General features: G+C 61.6%; 15 protein-coding genes. 7 read left to right on the top strand and 8 right to left on the bottom strand.

Annotated elements, in window-relative coordinates; genetic code table 11:
• The first annotated feature begins 103 nt into the window (after positions 1–103).
• The 5 genes from NIBR502773_RS02165 to NIBR502773_RS02145 all read left to right on the top strand — a co-directional run bounded on the left by NIBR502773_RS02165 (position 104) and on the right by NIBR502773_RS02145 (position 5045).
• Positions 104–343, top strand: a complete 240-nt coding sequence (locus NIBR502773_RS02165; RefSeq protein ID WP_141155232.1) for a hypothetical protein — start codon at positions 104–106, stop codon at positions 341–343.
• Between the two features lie 87 nt (positions 344–430).
• On the top strand, positions 431–1543 hold the full coding sequence (locus NIBR502773_RS02160; protein ID WP_141155231.1) for a polysaccharide biosynthesis/export family protein: 1113 nt from the start codon (positions 431–433) through the stop codon (positions 1541–1543).
• Positions 1544–1555: 12 nt separating this feature from the next.
• The gene (locus NIBR502773_RS02155; RefSeq protein WP_257228116.1) at positions 1556–2209 is read left to right on the top strand and encodes a YjbF family lipoprotein; all 654 of its coding nucleotides are present in this window, start codon (positions 1556–1558) and stop codon (positions 2207–2209) included.
• Entirely contained in the window at positions 2206–2973 is a 768-nt protein-coding gene (locus tag NIBR502773_RS02150) for a capsule biosynthesis GfcC family protein (protein WP_141155230.1), read from the top strand. Before NIBR502773_RS02155 ends, NIBR502773_RS02150 begins: the two co-directional genes overlap by 4 nt.
• On the top strand, positions 2970–5045 hold the full coding sequence (locus NIBR502773_RS02145) for a YjbH domain-containing protein (RefSeq protein WP_141155229.1): 2076 nt from the start codon (positions 2970–2972) through the stop codon (positions 5043–5045). The genes NIBR502773_RS02150 and NIBR502773_RS02145 overlap by 4 nt, the downstream gene beginning before the upstream one ends.
• A gap of 190 nt (positions 5046–5235) precedes the next feature.
• Here NIBR502773_RS02145 and NIBR502773_RS02140 read toward each other — a convergent pair whose 3' ends face one another.
• From NIBR502773_RS02140 to NIBR502773_RS02110, 7 genes are all read right to left on the bottom strand, one after another.
• Positions 5236–6627 carry an undecaprenyl-phosphate glucose phosphotransferase gene (locus NIBR502773_RS02140; RefSeq protein ID WP_141155228.1) on the bottom strand — a complete coding sequence of 464 codons (1392 nt, stop codon included), beginning with the start codon at positions 6625–6627 and terminating at the stop codon, positions 5236–5238.
• Positions 6628–6851: 224 nt separating this feature from the next.
• Positions 6852–7424 carry a winged helix-turn-helix domain-containing protein gene (locus tag NIBR502773_RS02135; protein ID WP_115488236.1) on the bottom strand — a complete coding sequence of 191 codons (573 nt, stop codon included), beginning with the start codon at positions 7422–7424 and terminating at the stop codon, positions 6852–6854.
• Between the two features lie 32 nt (positions 7425–7456).
• Complete coding sequence (locus NIBR502773_RS02130) at positions 7457–8149, bottom strand: EAL domain-containing protein (protein ID WP_141155227.1); 693 nt, start codon at positions 8147–8149, stop codon at positions 7457–7459.
• Positions 8142–8870, bottom strand: coding sequence for a winged helix-turn-helix domain-containing protein (locus NIBR502773_RS02125; protein ID WP_115488234.1), 729 nt, complete (start codon positions 8868–8870; stop codon positions 8142–8144). The genes NIBR502773_RS02130 and NIBR502773_RS02125 overlap by 8 nt, the downstream gene beginning before the upstream one ends.
• A gap of 297 nt (positions 8871–9167) precedes the next feature.
• Positions 9168–9710 carry a thioesterase family protein gene (locus NIBR502773_RS02120; RefSeq protein WP_065941947.1) on the bottom strand — a complete coding sequence of 181 codons (543 nt, stop codon included), beginning with the start codon at positions 9708–9710 and terminating at the stop codon, positions 9168–9170.
• Positions 9711–9885: 175 nt separating this feature from the next.
• Positions 9886–10233: a hypothetical protein gene (locus NIBR502773_RS02115; RefSeq protein WP_141155226.1), complete on the bottom strand. Its 348-nt coding sequence runs from the start codon at positions 10231–10233 to the stop codon at positions 9886–9888.
• A gap of 145 nt (positions 10234–10378) precedes the next feature.
• The gene (locus tag NIBR502773_RS02110; protein WP_027608665.1) at positions 10379–11101 is read right to left on the bottom strand and encodes a pirin family protein; all 723 of its coding nucleotides are present in this window, start codon (positions 11099–11101) and stop codon (positions 10379–10381) included.
• 181 nt (positions 11102–11282) lie between these two features.
• Between NIBR502773_RS02110 and NIBR502773_RS02105 the strand changes: the two genes are divergently transcribed.
• Both NIBR502773_RS02105 and NIBR502773_RS02100 read left to right on the top strand, forming a co-directional pair.
• A complete protein-coding gene (locus NIBR502773_RS02105; RefSeq protein WP_115488232.1) occupies positions 11283–12233 on the top strand; it encodes a GlxA family transcriptional regulator in 951 nt (316 codons plus the stop codon).
• 95 nt (positions 12234–12328) lie between these two features.
• Positions 12329–13852, top strand: a complete 1524-nt coding sequence (locus NIBR502773_RS02100) for a winged helix-turn-helix domain-containing protein (protein ID WP_141155225.1) — start codon at positions 12329–12331, stop codon at positions 13850–13852.
• Here the strand turns inward: NIBR502773_RS02100 and NIBR502773_RS02095 are convergent.
• Positions 13799–16561 (bottom strand): winged helix-turn-helix domain-containing protein, encoded by a 2763-nt coding sequence (locus NIBR502773_RS02095; protein ID WP_141155224.1) that lies wholly within the window; start codon positions 16559–16561, stop codon positions 13799–13801. The genes NIBR502773_RS02100 and NIBR502773_RS02095 overlap by 54 nt on opposite strands.
• Positions 16562–16594 lie beyond the last annotated feature (33 nt).

Here is a 16594-nt window from a genome sequence, read left to right as displayed (position 1 = left end):
AACGTTATTTTCAACTAAGTCGGCTGAATATTATCCGTCTGGTGTGCTGTTTAGTTGAATGGCACTATCGGTTTGCCTGCTCACTGATGATAAGGAGTCTGAAATGAGAAAATCACTGGCTATTCTGGTACTCGGTGTCTTGAGTACTTCGGCGATGGCCGACGAGTTACCGTTGGGGCTTGATACCACAGTGGCCGGAACCGTTACGGTGGGGCAATCGTTGTTGGTCGGCGCTGCCCTGGTTGCCGGTGTTGCCGCTGTTTCCAACAGCGGCGGCAGCTCCAATGGCGGCACCACCACGGGTACTACCGGCACCACCGGCACTACGGGTACCAGCAACTAGTCGTACACCCTCCGCTTTTAAGACCGCTTGGAATCCCCGCCCAAGTGGTCTTTTTTTCTTGTCGTCTATCGCGAGTGTCCTAGCACTATGATGCGTATTTTTTCTATTGCAGCCGTGGCCGCTGCATTATTGCAAGGCTGCATGTTTGCCCCGGGTCAATCTATGGACACGGCCGCCCTGACCGAAGAGGGCGGGCCTGAAAACAGTCGCGTGGATTTAATTCCGATTACCCCAAAGTTATTGGCCATGGACGCGGCAAGTCATGTGCCTTATTCCATTCCTGCAGAACTCTTGAGTTATAAACCCGGGCCGTATTTGATCGGCGCCAATGACGCGCTGTATATCACGGTGTGGGATCACCCTGAACTTACCGCGCCATCCGGCCCGCAGCAGCAGATCGATGCCAACGGTCGCTTGGTCAGCCCCGAGGGCAACCTGTTTTACCCCTACGTCGGCGAGGTGGTTGCCAAGGGTCGCAGCATTGAAGCGCTGCGCAGCGAGATCACCGACAAGCTGCGCCAGTACATCGACAGCCCCCAGGTGGATGTCAGCGTGTTACGTTTTGCCAGCCAGAAAGTGGTGATCAGCGGCGCGGTGATCAAGGCCGGGCCGGTGCCCCTCACCACCATTGCCATGAACGTCAGCGAGGCCCTTGGCGCCGCCGGGATCGACCCAATCAACGCCGACCTGTCGAACCTCACCCTCACCCGTGGCGGCAAGCGCTACACCCTGGACCTCGACACGCTCAACCTTGAGCAGTCGCGCCTGAATGACATCTACCTCAAGGACGGCGACCAGCTGTACCTGGCCTACAACGACCGCAAGCGCATCTACGTGATGGGCGAGGTGATGCAACCCCGTGCGCTGAGTTTCAAGACCCGCAGCATGAACCTCTCCGACGTGCTGGGTTCAGTGGGCGGGGTCAACCAGAACACCTCCAACGCCGATGCCATCTACGTGATTCGCGGCGCGCAGAACATTGATGTGGAACCGGCCAAGGTGTTCCAGCTGGAAGCCGGCTCCCCCTCGGCCATGGCCCTGGCCACGCGTTTTGATGTGCAGCCCCAGGACGTGGTGTTTGTCGGCCCGGCGAATATCACGCGCTGGAACCGCTTTATCAGCCAACTGGTGCCGTCCGCGTCGATCATCGGCATTGGTGCATCCGCCCAGAACAACCTGAGCGAAGCCAGCAGCCGATAGGGTGGTACCTGCGTGAACAGTCTGAAAATCGGTACGTACGCGGGGTTGGCGTGGCTGTTGGCTGGCTGCAATCCGCTGATGCAGGCCTCGCTGGATACCTTCAAGGCTGCCGTCAGCGGCCCGCCGCCGTTGGTGTTGAGCCAGGCCCAGGTGGATGCGGTGCCGTTCCCCCAGATCAAGGTCACCACGGTGTCCGGCGCAGGGGTAATGGCGTTGATCCGCCAGCGCGACGACCTGCAGTTCTGGGTGGCGTCCGGCAAACAGGTGCTGCTGCTGCGCGACGGTCTGGTGGTGCGCACGGTGGGCCTGGGCACCGACCTGGATGGCACGCGCTGGCAGGGCCGGTCACCGTTCCAGCAGGGGTTGCATCGTGTCCCGGACGGCTATCGCAGCACGCGCCAGATCGACGTGGTGGACGGCTATCGCCTGGGCGTTACGGTCAACAGCCGCATGACGCGCCAGGGGCTGGAGAGCGTCGAGATTCTCGACAAATCCTATGCCTTGCTGCGGGTGGATGAAGACATCGAGGCCCCCGGCTTTCACGCGCGTAACCGTTACTGGGTCGACCCCGGCGACGGTTTTATCGTGCAGAGCGAGCAGCACCTGACGCCCGACCTGACGCTCACCATTACCCAACTGCAACCGACTCGCAAGGATGCCCCATGATGCTGCGAAAATTGGCCGCGCTGGTGCTGTTGTGCAGTGGCGCCAGTATGTCCCAGGCGGCGATGACCGTCAGCGGCGAGGTGCGCAATCCGGGGCCGATCCCCTTGGCGTCCGAGGCGCGCTTGCTGGATGTGATCACGGCGTCGCAACCGGATGCCCAGGGCTATTGGCTCGGTGCGGCCTGGTTGCGCCAACCCTTGCTGGCACAGCAGGCACGGCTCAAGGCCGGTGTGCTGTTTGACCTGCAAACCCTGCAGCGTGCGGCGTTGGCGGCCAGTCGCGAAGGTCGCGCGCTTGCGGCGGCTCGGCTCTATCAACAGGTGCAGGCCTTGCCGGTGACCGGCCGCCAACAGGCGATGCTGGATCCGGTGGCGGTGGAAGTCGGCTTTGCGCCGAACCCGCTGGTCAGTGAGGGCGACCGCCTGGTTTATCCGCCGAGGCCGGACAGCGTGCGTGTCGTGGGGGCCGTCGCCGCAGCCTGCACGTTGGCATTCCAGCCGATGCAGCGGCCCCTCGATTACCTCCACGCCTGTCCGGCCCTGGCGGAAGCGGACCGCGATTACCTGTGGCTGATCCAGCCCGACGGTCATGTCACGCGCCTGGGTATCGCGGCATGGAATCGCGAGGAAGGCACGCCTCCCGCACCGGGCAGTACGTTGCTGGTGCCGATCCGCAGCGACGACCTGGACCCACCCACCCCTGAGCTCAATCAGCAACTGGCCGAGTTTCTTGCCACCCAACCCCTGGCCGAGGTCACGCCTTGAAATTATGTATTGCAGCCGTGCTGCTGGTGCCCTGTGGCGTCACCCATGGCGATCCCCGTTACACCCAAAGCGATTTCGGTGGCGTCGGGCTGCTGCAAACCCCCACCGCCCGCATGGCGCCCGCCGGCGAACTCAGCGTGAATGCCAACCGCACCGAACCCTACAGCCGCTACAGTTTTTCGGCGCAACCCCTGGACTGGCTGGAGGGCACCTTTCGCTACACCGCGATCACCAACCGCCCCTATGGCGCCGAGTCCTTCAGCGGCGGCCAGAGCTATAAGGACAAGGCGGTCGACGCCAAAGTGCGCCTGTATCAGGAAAGCCACTGGCTGCCCGAGGTGGCGCTGGGGTTCATGGACCTGGGTGGCACCGGGTTGTTTTCCAGCGAGTACCTGGTGGCCAACAAGCGCTACGGTGATGTGGATTTCAGTGCCGGCATCGCCTGGGGGTACCTGGGCAGTCGCGGTGATTTCGGCAACCCGTTGGGCGCCTTGGATGATCGTTTCAACCAGCGGCCCGCCGCCGAAGGCTCCGGCAGTTTTTCCAACGGCTACTTTCGCGGCCGGCCCGCGTTGTTCGGTGGGATTGCCTATCAGACGCCCTGGGCACCGCTGAGCCTCAAGCTGGAATACGAGGGCAACGACTATCAGAACGAACCCCGCGACGACAACCAGCGCCAGGACTCGCCCATCAACCTCGGCCTGGTCTACAAGCTGGCCGACTCCATCGATGTGAGTGCCGCCTGGGAACGTGGCAACACCGCTATGTTCGGCATCACCCTGCACACCAATTTCGTCAGCCGCAAGGCCCCGGTAAAAACCTACGACCCGCCGGCCCCCAAGTTGCCTGCCAAGGCCCCGACCACGCCGATGGACCAGGTGGATTGGGCCGCCGTCTCCCAGCGCCTGCATGACAATGCCGGCTACAACGTGCAGCGCATTACCCAGCGCGGGCCGGAGTTGTTGGTGTACGGCGAACAGCAGCGCTACTTCTACAGCGCCAAGGCGGTGGGCCGCGCCAGTCGGATTCTCGATAACAGCGTGAATGACCAGATCGATTGGTTCACCCTGGTGAGCGAGCGCTACGCCATGCCGATCGAAGAAACCAGCGTGCCGCGCGAGACCTTTCGCGAGGTGGTCAACCACCGCGAGGACCTGCAGAACCTGCATCGCCAGGTCGAGGTCAATCGCGCCAGCAACCGCAGCCAGACAGTGCTGTACACCCAGCCACCCAAGCCCTTCACCTATGGTGTGGGGCTGGGCTACAAGCAGAACGTCGGCGGGCCGGATGGCTTGCTCTACCAGCTGTCCGCCGACCTCGACGGCGAGTATCGTTTCACCCGCACTACCTGGTGGAGCGGCCTGCTCAGCGTCAACCTGCTGAACAACTACGACGGGTTTACCTACGATGCGCCCAGTGGCTTGCCCCGGGTGCGGACCGACCTGCGCCGGTACATGACCACCTCCGATGTGACCCTGCCGACCTTCCAGCTCAACCATGCGCAGCAGTTGGACCAGGACCTCTACGGCATGGTCTACGGTGGTTTGCTGGAGTCGATGTACGCCGGTGTCGGCAGTGAAGTGCTGTACCGTCCGATGGGCCAGCGCTGGGCGTTGGGGGCCGACCTGAACTACGTGCGCCAGCGCGGTTTCGAGCAGGATTTCAGCTTGCGCGATTACCGCACCGTCACCGGGCATATCACCGGCTATACCGATCTGCCGTTCAACATTCAGGGCGCCTTGAGTGTGGGGCGCTACCTGGCCAGGGACTGGGGCGCGACCCTGGACCTGTCGCGGGAATTCAACAATGGTGTGCGGATTGGCGCGTGGATCACCCGCACCACTGCATCCAGCGCAGAGTACGGCGAAGGCAGCTTCGACAAAGGCCTGTACCTGTCCATTCCGTTCGATGAGTTGATGAGCCTGTCGACGATGCGGCGCGCCAACCTGGTATGGGCGCCGCTGACCCGCGATGGCGGCGCTCGCTTGAACCGCGCCTACTCACTGCATTCGATGACCGATGGGCGCGACAGTGAGCTGTTCTACAAGAACATCGACAAGATCACTGAATAGACCTAGCGCTGTCGCGCAGCAAGCTGGGACCTTTGTGGTGAGCGGGCTTGTCGAAGCGTCGCACCGCCCGCGTTGGGGTGCGAAGCGCCCCTGATGAAGACGAATGCGGTGTATCAGGCACTCCTCTGGGCCTGGTTTTGGGTCTGCCGCGCAGCCCCTCCCACATTTGAACTGTATTGATTGTCGGCTATCAGTAGATGTCCTTGGACAGCAGCGTAAACGGCGTCTTCAACAGGATCTTGATGTCCAGCCACAGCGACCAGGTATTGATGTAGCGCAGGTCGATGTCGACGCGCTGTTGCATCTTCTCCAGGGTCTCGGTCTCGCCCCGGCAGCCATTGACCTGCGCCAGGCCGGTGATGCCGGGTTTGATCCGGTGGCGGGCCATGTAGGCGCGGATTTTCCCCGAGTAGTAGTCGTTGTGTGCAATCGCATGGGGGCGTGGGCCGACCAGGGCCATGTGCCCTTGCAGCACGTTGAACAACTGCGGCAATTCATCGATGGAGGTGCGCCGGATAAACCGGCCCACCGGCGTAATGCGCGAATCGTTGCGACTGGCCTGGCGTACCTCATGGTCGTCATGCACACGCATGGAGCGGAATTTCCACACCTTGATCACCTCGCCATTCCAGCCGTGGCGGTCCTGCTTGAAGATCACCGGGCCGGGGGAGGTGAGCTTGATCAGCAGGGCGACCAGCAGCAGTAACGGGCTCAGCACGATGATCGCCAGAGCCGCCAGGCTCTTGTCCAGCAGCGACTTGCTCAGTGCAGCAGTGGGGCGGCTGGTCAGCGGGCTTTCGTTGAGGTAGATCGCCGGCAGCCCATCCACTTCGGCCACGCAATGGTTGAGCAGCAGCATGTTATTGAGGTCGGGCACCCAGATTACATCCACGCTGATCTCCAGCAGGTTGAGGTACAACGCCTCAATGTGGGTGGCGTCCTGCAATGAATGGGTGATGTAGAGCCGACGGATACCGTGTTGCCGGATCAATTGGGGCAGTTGCGGCAGCTCGCCCAGGATCTGCGCTTGCGCACCCTCCGCGGCGCCGGCAGGGTTGCCGACGAGCCCCACCAGGGGCGAACGCTTTTGACGGGAGAGGGTTCTGGCCAGGTCCACGGCAAGCTTGCCGGTACCCACGATCAATGACTTTTGGCGCTCGTGAAGTTGGCGGTGGTAATACCGGGACAGGCTATGTAAAGGGATATAGCACAGGGCCAGTAACGGATAACTGATTGCCGCCCAGAGTAATAAGGTTTCCCAAGGAAATAATGAACTTGCATTGCACGCCATGCCCACGATAAACACTATTGCGACGGTCAGCAGCCAGCCCATGAACAGTCGTCCCAGGCCCACGCCGTAGTCATCTTTTTTACTGTAGACGTCACACAGGCTATACGCCGGAAGAGATGCCAATATGGTAAATGCGGCCAGCGCTCGGTAGTTGTATTCAAGTTGGCCGGTCTTTAAAAAGACCAACATGAATAACGCTGTAACCACCAATCCCGATGCCAATGTCCACTGGCCCCAAAACGTTAAACCCTTGGGGGTCAGGTTGCGATGCATTCTAGTATTGTTCAACATAGTTCTGCTCCCGGTGGTGACCACGCACGTGGTGGCAGGGTTTAATCAACAGGCGGGCACGCGCACGCGCGTACCCTTGGATAGTAATGAACGGCGGGGGGCAGTGGCTGACGACTTATAACAAGGTCGCAAGGATGTTGTTATGGCGCTGATGTTATAAAAAGGCAGGTAGAAGAGGGTGGTAGTAGGCAGGGTGCGTGATAAGGTCTGATGTATTTATTATTTTAGCGGCGCGCTTGGGTCGGCTCTAATGGCTTCTTGATTTTCTGTGTCAGGCAATAACCGCGATTTCTGACGGCGCGAAATAAACGTTCGCCTTCGTTGGCTCGCTTGAACTTTTCCTGCAGGCGACTCAAGCACATCTCCAAGCCGCGATAGTATTCCGGCTCGCGCCCGATATTACGGATCAGTTCTTCTTTGCTGACCACACGGTCTTCGTGGTTCAGCATCTTTTTAATCAAGGCCGACTCAATGGCGGTCAGCGAAATGCGCAGGCCGCCTTTGACCAGCGTTCGGTCATGCTGGGTAAGTAACCAGAAATCCTGGGGATACAGTTGAGTTCTTTCCAGGCCGATGTCCATGGAACGAGAGTGGGGATCCCCCAGGTCGTCGGGAGTCTTGGGCGTAGGCATTCTTGCTTCTTGCCGCGCGGCATTAAAAGGGTGTGAGAGCAAGGTGATGGAGTGCGTCGCCAGCGCGTTCAAATCGTAGTGGAACGTTTCTGCACTGGGGGTGAAGTCCTGCAGTGCGATAGCCGGGAGTGTCGGAGTGAAGGCATATTTCTTGAGGGAGCTCATAGTGTCCACCGAGATCAGTGAGAGGCAGGTTTTTATAAGCGATCAGCTGGGGCGTAATACCCGCCCTGAAAGTATTTGAATGGCAGGTTTTTAGCCAACATTGCGCTGTCGCAAAACTCGACATGGTCGGCAATGAAACGCACCCCCGTGGCATTGATCAGCTCAAGCATGTGGTCGTAGAGCCGATCGAACAGGCCCGACCGCGTGTTCAGGCTCAGCCGGAGGGCGGAGTCGGGGAAAGGCATTTTTATGTAGTCGTAGAGGTCCAGCTCGATCAACAGGTCGCCACGTGTTGTATCGAGTGTGTAGCCACTGTAGGCCAGCTTGATACAACCCTGGTCTTTGAGCTTATACAGTTGGCGCACCATGCCCCGGCGTTCTGCAGGATCCGGGAGTGCGCCCAGCGGGTTGTGGAGGCTGAGTGTCAAGGTCTGGCCGTGGGTTTTCAGGACGTGGGCGGCTGCAATGATGTCCTTGACCAGAGGCTCGTTCATCAAGGCAGCCTGATCTATATTCACAAGCCGGTGGCCCACCTGCTGGAGGGCTTTGTGGCGTGGGTGGCTGCGTTGCAGCGCCTCACGGTAAGCAACCTCGAGTTGCTCGCGGTGGCCGCTGCCCACTACGCTGATTTCGCTGCCCCATAGAGCATGCGTACGCTCGACGATGGCCTGCCGGGCCAGTGTGAAGTCCACCGTGTATGCGGGTGATAGTTGCTCGTTATTCACGGTCCGACCGCTCCCTGGAACGTTGGAAATGGCTGGCGCAAATAAGACCGCTGCTGAGTTTGTAGCCGTAGCCGCGGATGTTCTGGATGATATTGTCGCCGTAGTGCGCCTTGATCTTACTGCGCAGTCGACTGATAGACTTTTCCAATGCCCTGGAGTCGTAGTACTTGGTGTTAAGCCCCATGACCGCCGCAATTTCATTGTGACTCAGCAGTCTGTTCTGAATAAGGGCTTCGAGAACTTTCATCTCGACGAAGGATATTTCCAGCTTTTTACCGTCGCCATAGATGCACATGCGATCCTGATCCAGCACCAGGCCACAACGTTTCAGTCGAGCGCTTTCACTCAAAAAAGCATCAAACAGGCTTAGTTCTTTTTCGGCAGAGGTTTCCAGCGCTTTGATGCAATAGTCAGCACCGGCCAGATAATATTTTGTCTTGCTCAGTGTGGAGGCAAAGGTCACGACAACGAATATCGTGCAGCCCGGATTATCGCTGCGGGTCTTTCTGATAATGTCCAGGGTCTGATTGCTGGCAGAGGGTGTATCAATTTCTATAATAATGGCGCGGTAATGCTTATGACTTTCCAGGGACTCGGTTAGTTGCCCGTAGCATCGTGTATCGATTTTTAAATCATTCGGTACAGTGCGAACTATCAGCGCCCGAAAGTCCTCCGACTTCGATGGGGTCCGTGCAATAGCGAGGACATTGGAAAAATGCATCACCTACTCCCTTTTCTGGCATGCAAGGCCATCAGTTCAATCGCCGCTAGCATTTAGATACTAATCGAATTGAATACGCTCAAACGTGACAAATTTTAACATTCATCACGTTATTTTTGATGGCGAAGCGAGGGGGGAGGCGGTTGTTTCGAGGATCTTTACCTGAACTTACACATAGGCTAGTGCAAATTTGTAATGCGCGGTAAGTATTTTAGCCCTAACGATTTTTTGAGCGGGGCAGGGTTTAAGCCTTGCCCATTTATGCGGCGCTAACAGGGGGCTGGGACGCTGGCATCCTCAGGTCAATTCCTCTTCCCGCAACTGCACGCTCATGTCATCGCAACTCTGCGCCCAGTCGATCAACCATTGCGGCATCGGCGGTGATGCCTCGTCCAGACCCAGTTCCCGCACGAACTCACCCGGAGGCAAAGTGCCCTTGGCCGAGCGGAACAGCCCGCGCATCACCACCACGCCGACTACGCGACCGCGACTGATAAAACGGTGTTCCATCAGGCTCCACTTCGCGTCCCAGCCCAGCATGCGGGTGTGCACCTCGAACACCTCGAACAGCTTCAACTCCCGTCGAAACTTGCCCCAGGTGTCGCCCACGATGGGCAGGGCCTTGTGGCGCAGTGCGACGCGAAAGGCACCGGTACGCAAGACGAAATCCATGCGTGCGACATCCGCCAGTGAAAAGTACCGGCCATTGGTGACATGCCGGTTGATATCCAGGTCCAGGGGCCACACCCGCATGCGCACCACCGTGGTGGCCAGGCCGTGGGCGGGGGTTCGCCATGGGCGGCGGCAGAGCATGTACAGCAAACGCAACCAGAGATTCATAAGTACGCCCGTCAATTGCTCAGTGGCAGCACTTTAAGGACCTGGAGTCGGCCATGGTAGGTCCGTAAATGACTTATTTGCGCAGGAAAGCGCAATTCGGTGACTTCTCTGATGAGGCAGACGAAAAAAAACCGGCTGATCAGGCCGGTTTGGGGATCTCGCAAACGCTGCGGTATCAAGCGTGGTTGTCCAGCAGGCGATCGGAACCGCCTTCTGCCAGGCCACGTTCCTGCAGGCGATCGGCACCGCCTTCTGCCAGGCCACGTTCCTGCAGGCGATCGGCACCGCCTTCTGCCAGGCCACGTTCCTGCAGGCGATCGGCACCGCCTTCGGCCAGGCCACGTTCCTGCAAGCGATCGGCACCGCCTTCGGCTACACGATTGTCTTGCAGACGGTCAGCCCCGCCTTCGGCAACACGACTTTCGATCAGGCGATCCGCGCCGCCTTCAGCAACAACAGGGTGGGCAAATGCGTTTGCAGCGAGTACCGAGAAAGCGAGGCTAAGCAAGATTTGGCGTTTCATGAGGGTGTGCTCCGAGTGTTTTAGTGGGGTGTTGCCGGGTATGGGTTTGATGTTACGCGTTGCATTTTTTAAGAGAACTTCATTGGGCTGATGGTGACTATCGATGCCAGCGATGGCCCGTTTCAAAGGGCCATCGCTGAGCCGGTCACGGCATCTGTGGCCGTTCCTGGGGGCGCAGGTCGAACACCAGCACCTCGGCATCCTGGCCCTGGCTCAAGCGGATTTGCCGCTCATCGCGCACTCGGGCACCGTCGCCTTCCTGCAAGCGCTGGCCGTTGATGTCCACGCTGCCCCGAGCCACATGGATGTACACGTGGCGATCCGGCGGCAGGTCGAGGGTCGCGGCTTCGTCGCCATTGAACAGTCCGGCGTACACCCTGGCGTCCTGGCGCACGGTCAGGGAGCCGTCGCTGCCGTCCGGCGAGATGATCAGTTGCAGGCGCCCTTGTTTCTGCGCCGCGCTGAAGTGCTCCTGTTGATAGCGCGGTTCGGCACCGGCCACGGCGGGTACGATCCAGATTTGCAGGAAGTGCACGCCACGGGTCTGGCTGTGGTTGAACTCGCTGTGGGCTACGCCACTGCCGGCGCTCATCAGTTGCACATCGCCGGGGCGGATCACCGAACCGGTGCCCAGGGTGTCCTTGTGTTCCAGGGCGCCTTCAAGCACATAGGAGAAAATCTCCATGTCGCGGTGCGGGTGCTGGCCGAAGCCTTTGCCGGCCGCGACGCGGTCGTCGTTGATCACCAGCAGGTCGGAAAAACCCTGTTCATCGGGGTTCCAATAGTTGGCGAACGAGAAGGTGTGGAACGACTTCAACCAACCGTGATTGGCGGCGCCGCGTTCGGAAGCTTTGCGAAGGGTCAGCATGGTCTTGTCCTCAAGTGAGCGCGGGCTGCGAGATGCAGGGCGCTTGCGTTGAGAAGAAGGTTACTGGTAACCGAAATATTCATTAAGAAGATGAAATCTGAATAACTGTCTCCTTGAGATTGACAGTGAAGGGCATGCCATAATGCCTTTCGCTTTCTTACCCTCGATGGATGCTTCCCGTATGAAAACCGTGGCCATGGCGCTGTTCCCGGACTTCCTCCTGCTTGACATGGCCGGGCCGCTCGAAGTGTTTTCCATTGCCAACCGCTACCTGCCGGCGGCGGAGCATTACCAGATCCTCACCCTGGGCACCGAGCCCGGGCCGTTGCGCGCCTCCAATGGGGTGCTGGTCCAGGCCGACCTGCTGCTGGACCAGGCCCAGGCGGCTTATGACCTGCTGCTGGTGCCCGGCGGCCCGGGTGCCTATAACGAATGCCATCCGGCGCTGCTGCCCTGGCTCAAGGCGGCGGCGCCACGGGCGCGGCGCTTCGGCTCGATCTGCACCGGTGCCTTTGTGCTGGGCCACGCCGGGCTGCTCGACGAACGCCGCGTGACCACCCACTGGCACTACACCGAGCGCCTGATCAAGGCCTTCCCCAAGGCCATCGTCGAGACGGATCGCATCTACCTGCAGGACGGGCGGTTGATTACCTCGGGCGGGGTCACCGCCGGTATCGACCTGGCGCTGTCGATCGTCGCCCAGGACCATGGCAAGCAAGTGGCGGTGGATGTGGCCAAGGTGCTGCTGGTGGTGATGAAGCGCCAGGGCGGCCAGGCCCAGTTCAGCCCGATGACCGCGTCGGTGGCGCCCCAGGAAACCCCGATCACCCGCGTGCAGAACCATGTGCTCGCCCATCTGGACCAGCCCTTCACCATCGAGTCCATGGCCGAACTGGCCGGCATGAGCCCGCGCCACTTTGCCCGGTTGTTCGCCAAGGACGTACAGATGACGCCCATGGCCTTCCTGCAGGGCGCGCGCATCGACCGCGCCCGGCAACTGCTGGAAACCACCGACCTGCCGCTCAAGACCGTGGCGTTCCACGCAGGCTTCGGCAGCGTGCGGCACATGCGCTTTCTATTCAGTGAAAAACTCGGCCTCAACCCGACCCAATATCGCCAGCAGTTCAGTTAACGACAGGATGTCCGTCTCGCGCACCCGATTGTCCGTATCGCTCCCCGTGCCAGCATTGCCCTGTCACGGGTAGCTGGCAAGATAACGTCGAGCCCATGGAAAAGGATGCGCGGACGCCCAAGACCGGGTGTTCCAGCGCGATTGCAGACATGAATATGCCTCAGGCGATTGACGCGGATAGCACGGTGCGCTTCGGTGACTATGCCTTTCATCGGCAGCAGCGGCTGGTGAGCAAGGCGGGTTGGCCGGTGCCGTTGGGCGGGCGGGCATTGGATATTCTGGCGGTGCTGCTGGAGTCGCCAGGGCAATTTATCAGCAAGGCCACCCTGATCGAGCGGGTCTGGCCGTCCAGCGTGGTGGAAGAGAACAACCTGCGGGTGCACATCGCTGCACTGCGCCGTGCCCTTGACGGGCAACGCTTGATTATCAACGACCCCCAGCGCGGTTACTGCTTCGCCGCCCCCGTGCGGGTCGCGGCTGCCGCGGTGCTGCCCCGGCATAACCTTGCCCCCCGGCTCAGCCCGCTGATCGGTCGCGATGAACTGCTGGGCGTGCTGGTGCGGCGTGTGTCCGGGCAGCGCCTGATGACCCTGACCGGTTGCGCCGGCGTGGGCAAGAGCAGCCTCGCCCTGGCGCTGGCCGAGCGGGTGTTGCCGCGCTATCGCGACGGTGTGTGGTGGATCGACCTGGCCACGGTGGAGGCGCCGTTGATGATGCTGCGCCACCTGGCCACGGTGCTGCATCTGGAACCCGGCGGCAGTGTCACGCAGTTGTGCCGCCAGCTGGTCTCCCGGCAATTGCTGCTGGTACTCGACGGCGCCGACCTGCTGCTCGGTGCCTGTCGACATCTTTTACGGGCGCTGCGCGAAAATGCGCCCCAGGTCAGCGTGCTGGTCAGCAGTCGCGAAGCGTTGCAGGCCCCAGGCGAATGGGTGCTGCGCGTCCCCCCGCTGGGCGTGCCGGCACCGTCGGCGTTGGGCAGTGTTGAACAGGCGATGGCGTTCCCCGCCGTGCAGCTGTTCGTCGCCCGGGCGTGTGCCGGCCAACAGGGCTTTGTGTTGCGCCGACAGGACCTGGCACCGTTGCGGGACATCTGCCGGCGCCTCGACGGTATTCCCCTGGCCCTTGAACTGGCGGCAGCCCAAGTGGATGCGCTGGGCGTGCGCGGTCTACAGGCGCAGTTGCACAGTGGAGTGCAGGTACTGACCAGGGGCCGCCGCACAGCGGTGGAGCGCCACCAATCCCTGACCGCCGCCCTGGACTGGACCTACGAGCGCCTGAGCCTGCCGGAGCGCTGGCTGTTCCTGCAACTGAGCCTGTTCAAGATGGCTGTGACCTTGCCCACCCTGGGTAAGCTGGTGGCCGGCACCGAGCTGGAACACGCCGATTTGTCGTACCTGCTCGGGCGGCTGGTTGGTACCTCGCTGCTGAGCCTCGAACCCGGTCCGGGTTATCCACGCTATCGTCTGCTCAACAGCACGCGCAGCTATGGCCTGGCACTCCTGCGCAACCCGCAGCAGGTGGCGCGTTTGCAGCAGGGCTATGGGCATTACCTGGGGACGTTTTCAGGCCGGCCGTTTGTCCTGCAACTCGTCGAGCAGGCGGCGTACGCGGACTAGGTCCTGGGTGGCGAAGCCTTCGGTAAATCGCGCGTAGACCGAACCCAGCAGGTCGCGGGCGGCCTGCACACGACCCTGCTGTTGCCACAGCCGCGCCAACGAGTCTGCACAGCGCAGCTCCCAGGCCAGCGCGCCTTGCTGGTGTGCCAACTCCAGGGCTTCGAGCAGCAGCGCCTCGGCCCCTTGGGGATCGGCCATGGCCTCGGCGCGCACGCGCAGGATTTCCGGGCTGCACCAGCCGGCCGCACCGCTCCGGGCGCGTTCGAACAAGGCTTCATCCACGGCTCGGGCGTTGAAGGTCACCAGGATGTCTGCGACCAGCCCCAATCCCTGCATATCGGCGATCTGCGCCGTGCCTTCGTAGCATTGCGCCCAGGTGTGGAACAACTGCACCGAATGCTTTTGCGCCTGTTGCAGGAGGAGGTCCAAGCGGTCGCGGGCCGTGAGGGTGTCGCCGTTGCAATGGGCGATGACCACCCCGGCCAGGGCCAGGGTGTAGCAAATCGACGTGCCGTGGTTGATCTGCAACGCCAGCTCCAGCGCCTGGCTGGCGGTGCGCCACGCACGTTCGGGAAAACCGCGCAGCCACAGGATGCGCGCGAGGATGGTCAACGAGGCCACGCTCTGGTCGTACTGTACGCCAAAGCCGTGAGTAAACCGGTTGAGATGGCCGCTCTGGGCCATGCGCTGGATCACCTGTTCGGCATTCTGCTGCGCCAGTATCTGATTGCCGGCGAAGTGCTGCGCCAGCACCCTCAGGCGTTGGGCGCTGAGGGCCAGCAACGGCTCGGCCTGTGGCCCCAACCGGTCGAAATGCAGGCTTTGCTCCAGGGCCTCGCGGTAGTTGCCGCCACACAGGCTGACCGCCATTTGCCCCGACACCGCGCGCAGTTGGCCAACCAGGTTGCTGTCGGCTTCGGCCAGGCGCCGTGCATGGGCAAAGGCTTCGATGGTCTGCGGCGTACCGCCCTGGGTGTGATAGGAAAAACTGCCGAAGGCCAACTGCAAGGCCATGTTCAAGTGCGTGCTCGGCGTGCTCGATTGCCCCAGCCGAGCCAGGGCCTTGCCCACGTACAGGCCGTGTTCGCGCAGCAGCGACAGCTCCTGCCACAACGGCATGGCGCTGACGGTGAGACGAATACCCAGCAGGTGCACGCCCTGGTCGCCCAGGCCCCAGTCGAGGGCGGCACGAATGTCTTCGCGCAGCGGGGCATAGCGGTCGATCCAGGTTTGGGTGGCGGTCTGTTCCCAATCGTCCTGCGCCTGGTTCATCAGCACCAGGCAGCGCTTGGCGTGGTGTTCACGGGTGGCATCGAGTTCATTGGCGACGCTGAGTTTTTCCAGGGCATAGGTGCGGGTGATGTCCAGCAGGCGGTAGACCACCTCGTCATCCCCGGCTTCCACCGTGAGCAGGGATTTCGCCACCAGTTGGGTGATCGAACCCAGCACCTCGGTCGGTGCAACCTGTTGCCCGGCGATCACCGCCGCCGCACTGGCCAGGCTGAAACCACCGCGGAACACCGCGAGCCGACGCAGGCAGATCTGCTCGCAGCCGGTGAGCAATTCGAAGCTCCAGTCCAGGGTGGCACGCAAGGTTTGATGGCGGGGCAGGGCGCTGCGTCGGCCACGGGTGAGCAGGCGGAAGTTGTCTTCCATCTGCACCAGCAGGCCGGGCAAGCCGAAGCGCTCGATCTGCGCGGCCACCAACTCGATTGCCAGGGGAATGCCGTCCAGGCGTTGGCAGATATCAATGGCCAGGGGCAGTTCGGCTTCGCTCAGTTCGAAGCTGTCCTGATGGGACATGGCCCGCTCGATCAGCAGTTGCAGGGCCGGATAACCCAGGGCCTGGGCGCGGTTGCCGGTGGCGGGCGGGCAGGCCAGGGGTTCCAGGCGCTGCACCGACTCGCCCTCGGCGCGCAAGGCCTCGCGGCTGGTGGCGAGGATGTGCAATTGGGGCGCGTGGCGCAGCAGGGTCTCGCTGATCAGCGCGATGTCGTCCAGCAGGTGTTCGCAGTTGTCGATCACCAGCAGCAACTGGTGCTCCTGCAGGCGGCGTGCAAACACGGGCAACGGTTCGTGCTCGGTGTGGGTGAGGTCGAGGAGCGCGGCGAGATTGGGCAGGATCATCGACGGCGCGCTGAGAGGTGCCAGGTCCAGCAGGCGAATACCGTCGCGGTAATGTCCGATCAACAATTCCGCAACGCGCAACGCGACGGTGGTCTTGCCGATGCCGCCGGCGCCGGTCAGGGTGATAAAGCGTTGCTCGGGCAGCTGCTGTACCAGGCTGTCGATCAGGGCCTGGCGGCCAAGCATGCGCGTGCGTCGCAGCGGCAGGTTGTGGCTCGGGCGTTGGGGGGCGCCTTCGGTCGGTAGGCTCATCGGCTCGATGCTCAGTGGCGCCACAAAACTGTAGCCACGCTGGGCCACCGTAACGATATAGCGCTGCCCGGCCTGGCCATCGCCCAGGGCCTTGCGCAGCGCCGCCATATGCACCCGCAGGTTGCCGTCTTCCACCACGCTCTTGGGCCAGACCCGGGCGATCAGTTCCTGCTTGCTCACCACCGTGCCGGCCTGCTCCAGCAGGATCAGCAGGATGTCCACGGCTCGCCGTCCCAAGCGCAATGGGCGACCGGCCTCCAGCACCAGGCGCTGGCGCGGGTGGATGCGGTAAGGACCGAAATGCACGGCCTGGTCGCGTGGGTCACTCATGGGTGGCCATGCTCTGGGAAAAGTAAGCGGCCA

Source organism: Pseudomonas sp. NIBRBAC000502773 (assembly GCF_006517195.1).
Classification (GTDB): domain Bacteria; phylum Pseudomonadota; class Gammaproteobacteria; order Pseudomonadales; family Pseudomonadaceae; genus Aquipseudomonas; species Aquipseudomonas marginalis.
Note: the sequence above shows the minus strand (reverse complement) of the source record. Positions and strands in the feature narration are given on the sequence as shown.

Bases quoted from the DNA above. Each gene is read 5' to 3' on its own strand.
- NIBR502773_RS02165 (WP_141155232.1), top strand. From the start codon at position 104: ATGAGAAAATCACTGGCTATTCTGGTACTCGGTGTCTTGAGTACTTCG.
- NIBR502773_RS02160 (WP_141155231.1), top strand. From the start codon at position 431: ATGATGCGTATTTTTTCTATTGCAGCCGTGGCCGCTGCATTATTGCAA.
- NIBR502773_RS02150 (WP_141155230.1), top strand. From the start codon at position 2,206: ATGATGCTGCGAAAATTGGCCGCGCTGGTGCTGTTGTGCAGTGGCGCC.
- NIBR502773_RS02140 (WP_141155228.1), bottom strand. From the start codon at position 6,627: ATGTTGAACAATACTAGAATGCATCGCAACCTGACCCCCAAGGGTTTA.
- NIBR502773_RS02135 (WP_115488236.1), bottom strand. From the start codon at position 7,424: ATGAGCTCCCTCAAGAAATATGCCTTCACTCCGACACTCCCGGCTATC.
- NIBR502773_RS02125 (WP_115488234.1), bottom strand. From the start codon at position 8,870: ATGCATTTTTCCAATGTCCTCGCTATTGCACGGACCCCATCGAAGTCG.
- NIBR502773_RS02120 (WP_065941947.1), bottom strand. From the start codon at position 9,710: ATGAATCTCTGGTTGCGTTTGCTGTACATGCTCTGCCGCCGCCCATGG.
- NIBR502773_RS02115 (WP_141155226.1), bottom strand. From the start codon at position 10,233: ATGAAACGCCAAATCTTGCTTAGCCTCGCTTTCTCGGTACTCGCTGCA.
- NIBR502773_RS02110 (WP_027608665.1), bottom strand. From the start codon at position 11,101: ATGCTGACCCTTCGCAAAGCTTCCGAACGCGGCGCCGCCAATCACGGT.
- NIBR502773_RS02105 (WP_115488232.1), top strand. From the start codon at position 11,283: ATGAAAACCGTGGCCATGGCGCTGTTCCCGGACTTCCTCCTGCTTGAC.
- NIBR502773_RS02100 (WP_141155225.1), top strand. From the start codon at position 12,329: ATGGAAAAGGATGCGCGGACGCCCAAGACCGGGTGTTCCAGCGCGATT.
- NIBR502773_RS02095 (WP_141155224.1), bottom strand. From the start codon at position 16,561: ATGAGTGACCCACGCGACCAGGCCGTGCATTTCGGTCCTTACCGCATC.